We start from the raw sequence: 4,672 nt of genomic DNA, 5'->3' as shown, positions 1-4,672 counted from the left end.
CCCCTACGGGACCTCCCCCACGCCCACCCCCACCCACCTCCCCTTTCCCCCCAACGGGAGGGGACAGACCGGAGGACGAAGTCTGTAGGGCTGTCACCGCAGCCGACACCCACCCAGCCCGCCGCAGGCGCAACGGCGAGACGACCCGCGGCGCCGCAGTCAGGTGCGTGGGAGGCGCCGCAAAGCGCAGCGGAACGGGTACGTGGGGAACGACACAAAGGTCACGGCGGGAGAGCCGAGTACGTGGGCGGTATCCGGAATGACTGGTTCCGTTCTCCCAGGTCGGAAAGGTCACGGGCCCTTGCGATATGCGGCGGAACGCCGCCGTCGCTTTGCATCAGGTCTGCAACAGGGCTGGCCCGATCCCGCACCTGCCCTATGGGACGGGCCCCTGGGCCGTGCACACTGCCCGGTATGAATGAGTGGCCCAACGGATGGTCCGGCGACCGGAACGGCAACGGATACGGGCGCGGCAGCGGTGCCGACCCGGAGGGTGCGCGTGCCATGCCCCAGGTGCGGCGTGACGCGGCCCCCGGCTATCAGCGGCAGGAGCCCCCGCTGCCGCCGTCGATGTCCCCGCGCAGGGGCGCGACCGTGCCGCCGCAGCAGTCCCAGGGCTACGACGACGCGTACGACGGTTACAACACCGGCCAGGTCTACGGAGGCGGTGGCGGCGGTGGCGGCCGCTACGACGACGGACACGGCGGCGGGCGGCCGCGGCCGCGCTGGGGGCGGCGCATCAAGTGGACGATCATCACCGTGGTCGTCGTCCTGGCGGTCGCCTCGGTCGCCACGTACTTCTGGGCCGACGGCAAGCTCCGCCGCCAGGTCGACCTCAGCAAGGTCATCGACCGGCCGGAGACCGGCGACGGCACGAACTACCTGATCGTCGGCTCGGACAGCCGCGAGGGCATGTCCGCCGAGGAGAAGAAGAAGCTGCACACCGGCTCCGCCGAGGGCAAGCGCACCGACTCGATGATGATCCTGCACGACGGCAGCAACGGCCCCACGCTGATCTCGCTGCCGCGTGACTCGGACGTCGAGATACCGTCCTTCGTCGGCTCGGACTCCGGCAAGAAGTACCCGGGCACCGGACGGCACACCAAGCTCAACGCGGCCTACGCCGAGGACGGCCCGGAGCTGCTGGTGCGCACCGTCGAGGCCAACACCCATCTGCACATCGACCACTACGTCGAGATCGGCTTCGCCGGCTTCGCCAACATCGTGGACGCCATCGGCGGTGTGGAGATGGACATCCCCAAGGCATTCAAGGACAAGTGGTCCGGCGCCGACTTCCCGGCCGGCAAGCAGACCCTCAACGGCCAGCAGGCGCTCGCCTTCGTCCGCACCCGGCACGCCTTTGCCGGCAGTGACCTGGACCGGACGAAGAACCAGCAGAAGTTCCTGTCGTCGCTGGCCAGCCAGACGGCCACGCCGAGCACCGTGCTCAACCCGTTCAAGCTCTACCCGGTGATGGGTGCCGGCCTGGACACGCTGATCGTCGACAAGGACATGAGCCTGTGGGACCTGGGCGAGATGTTCTTCGCGATGAAGGGCGTGACCAGCGGTGACGGCAAGTCGATGAACATGCCGATCTCCGGCTCCAGCGGCGGCAACCTGGTGTGGGACAAGGCCAAGGTGCAGCAGCTGGTCCAGCAGCTGAACAACGACGAGAAGGTCACCGTCAGCAGCAACTGACGCGGGGCCGCACACGGGAAGGGGCCCGGACCGCGAGTGCGGTCCGGGCCCCTTCCCGTGTGTGGTGGGCCTACTGGGGCAGGTTGCGCGCCATCACGATGCGCTGGACCTGGTTGGTGCCCTCGTAGATCTGGGTGATCTTGGCGTCCCGCATCATCCGCTCCAGCGGGTAGTCGCGGGTGTAGCCGTAGCCGCCGAGCAGCTGGACCGCGTCCGTGGTGATCTCCATGGCGGCGTCCGAGGCGTAGCACTTGGCCGCGGCGCCGAAGAAGGTGAGGTCCTCGCCCTTGCCGCCGGCCGATATCCGCTCGGAGCGGGCCGCCGCGGCGTAGGTGAGCTGACGGGCCGCCTCCAGCTTCATCGCCATGTCGGCGAGCATGAACTGGACGCCCTGGAAGTCGCCGATCGGCTTGCCGAACTGCTTGCGCTCCTGGACGTAGCCCTTGGCGTAGTCCAGCGCGCCCTGGGCGATGCCGAGCGCCTGGGCCGCGATGGTGATGCGGGTGTGGTCCAGGGTCTTCATGGCCGTGGCGAAGCCGGTGCCCTCCTCGCCGATCATGCGGTCGGCGGGGATGCGGACGTTGTCGAGGTAGACCTCGCGGGTCGGGGAGCCCTTGATGCCGAGCTTCTTCTCCGGGGCTCCGAAGGAGACGCCCTCGTCGCCCTTCTCGACGACGAACGCCGAGATGCCCCGGGAGCGCTTCTCCGGGTCGGTGACCGCCATCACCGTGTAGTACTCGCTGACGCCGGCGTTGGTGATCCAGCGCTTGACGCCGTTGAGGACGTAGTGGTCGCCGTCCCGGACGGCCTTGGTCTTCATGCCGGCCGCGTCGGAACCGGCGTCCGGCTCGCTCAGGCAGTACGAGAACATCGCGTCGCCGCCGGCGAGCGGGCCGAGGTACTTCTTCTTCAGCTCCTCGGAGCCGGAGAGGATCACCGGCAGCGAACCGAGCTTGTTGACGGCCGGTATGAGGGAGGACGAGGCGCAGACCCGGGCGACCTCCTCGATGACGATGACGGTCGCCAGCGCGTCGGCGCCGGCGCCGCCGTAGGACTCCGGTACGTGGACGGCGTGCAGGTCGTTGGCGACCAGCGCGTCGAGCGCCTCCTGTGGGAAGCGGGCCTCCTCGTCCACGGCGGCGGCGAACGGCGCGATCTTCGCCTCGGCGAGCGAGCGCACCGACTCGCGGAGCATGTCGTGCTCCTCGGACGGTCGGTACAGATCGAAATCAGCGGTTCCCGCCACTAACTCTCACTCCCCTGAGCTCCGGCAGCGCTAACTACCGTTAAGTAACCCTTTACCTCTCCGGATTCTAGGCTCCGGTCCCGGCCTGCGGATACGTGAGGTTGCCGACAGTTACGGTCCTGCCCGCCGCGCGACTGGAGTAGGCCATTCCCCTCGCGACTATGCTCGGTCCGGCCGTCTTCGTCAGCATGCGTCTGGAGCACCCATGGCCCTCAAGATCACCGTGATCGGCACCGGCTACCTCGGCGCCACCCACGCCGCAGCCATGGCCGAGCTCGGCTTCGAGGTGCTGGGGCTCGACGTGGTCCCCGAGAAGATCGAGATGCTGCAGCGCGGCGAGGTCCCGATGTACGAGCCGGGCCTCGCGGAGCTGCTGCGCCGCCACGTCGCCGGCATCGAGGGCTCCACCGGGCGGCTGCGCTTCACCACCTCCTACGAGGAGGCCGGCGCGTTCGGCGACGTGCACTTCGTCTGCGTGAACACCCCGCAGAAGCACGGCGAGTACGCCTGCGACATGAGTTACGTGGACAGCGCCTTCGACGCGCTGGCGCCGCATCTCACCCGGCCCACGCTGGTGGTCGGCAAGTCGACGGTGCCGGTGGGCAGCGCCGCCCGGCTCGCCGAGCGGCTGGCGGCCGCCGCCCCGGCCGGCCCGGCCGCCGAGCTGGCCTGGAACCCGGAGTTCCTGCGCGAGGGCTTCGCCGTCCAGGACACCCTGCACCCGGACCGGATCGTCGCCGGTGTGGCCGGCGAGAAGGCCGAGGAGCTGCTGCGCGAGATCTACGCCAAGCCGATCGCCGAGGGCTCGCCGTTCATCGTCATGGACTACCCGACGGCCGAGCTGGTCAAGACCTCCGCCAACTCCTTCCTGGCGACGAAGATCTCGTTCATCAACGCGATGGCCGAGGTCTGCGAGGCGGCCGACGGCGACGTACTGAAGCTCGCCGAGGCGATCGGGCACGACGAGCGGATCGGCAAGAAGTTCCTGCGGGCCGGCATCGGCTTCGGCGGCGGCTGCCTGCCGAAGGACCTCCGGGCGTTCATGGCGCGCGCCGGTGAGCTGGGCGCCGACCAGGCGCTGACCTTCCTGCGCGAGATCGACTCGATCAACATGCGGCGCCGCGGCCACATGGTCGAGCTGGCCCGGGACGCGGTCGGCGGCGGCTTCCTCGGCAAGCGGGTCGCGGTCCTCGGCGCGACCTTCAAGCCGGACTCGGACGACGTCCGGGACTCCCCCGCACTCAACGTCGCCGGCCAGATCCACCTCCAGGGCGGCCAGGTCACCGTCTACGACCCCAAGGGCATGGAGAACGCCCGCCGGCTCTTCCCGACGCTGGCCTACGCGGACACCGCACTGGAGGCGGTACGCGGCGCGGACGTAGTGCTGCACCTGACGGAATGGCGCGAGTTCCGCGAGCTGGACCCGGCGGCCCTGGCCGAGGTCACCGCTTGTTCGCCGTTGCGCCTGGCGGCGGGCGTGGTGTTTTTGGGTGCGGTGACAGCCCTACAGACTTCGTCCTCCGGTCTGTCCCCTCCCGTTGGTGGGGGTTGGGAGGCCGGTGGGGGCGGGCGTCGTCGTTTCGGGTGCGCCTCGTGGGGTGGGGTGGGGGTACGGGAATACCTTTCCCTGCCGGTCGAGTTGAGGCCCTGCAGGGGGCCCTCGCGACCCTTACGGGATCTGTTCGACCCACCCCTACGGGTCCGCAGACCCCCTTACACCCCCAACGC

The 4,672-nt window shown here is 69.5% G+C and carries 2 protein-coding genes and 1 pseudogene; 2 read left to right on the top strand and 1 reads right to left on the bottom strand.

Going from position 1 to position 4,672, the window contains the following annotated elements:
• Nucleotides 1-414 precede the first annotated feature (414 nt).
• Nucleotides 415-1,698, top strand: coding sequence for an LCP family protein (locus IG62_RS0140690; protein ID WP_030816255.1), 1,284 nt, complete (start codon nt 415-417; stop codon nt 1,696-1,698).
• A gap of 70 nt (nt 1,699-1,768) precedes the next feature.
• Here the strand turns inward: IG62_RS0140690 and IG62_RS0140685 are convergent, their stop codons facing one another.
• On the bottom strand, nt 1,769-2,944 hold the full coding sequence (locus IG62_RS0140685; RefSeq protein ID WP_030816253.1) for an acyl-CoA dehydrogenase: 1,176 nt from the start codon (nt 2,942-2,944) through the stop codon (nt 1,769-1,771).
• 205 nt (nt 2,945-3,149) lie between these two features.
• On the opposite strand from IG62_RS0140685, the pseudogene IG62_RS0140680 reads away from it, so the two are divergent.
• Nucleotides 3,150-4,394 (top strand): annotated as a pseudogene (locus IG62_RS0140680) (UDP-glucose dehydrogenase family protein); the annotation flags it as partial.
• Between the last annotated feature and the right edge of the window lie 278 nt (nt 4,395-4,672).

This window comes from Streptomyces sp. NRRL S-337, from assembly GCF_000720175.1.
Lineage (GTDB): Bacteria > Actinomycetota > Actinomycetes > Streptomycetales > Streptomycetaceae > Streptomyces > Streptomyces siderophoricus.
This window is presented reverse-complemented; position numbering and strand designations above follow the sequence as displayed.

Excerpts from the sequence above, each read along its gene's own strand:
- IG62_RS0140690 (WP_030816255.1), top strand. The coding sequence starts at position 415 with ATGAATGAGTGGCCCAACGGATGGTCCGGCGACCGGAACGGCAACGGA.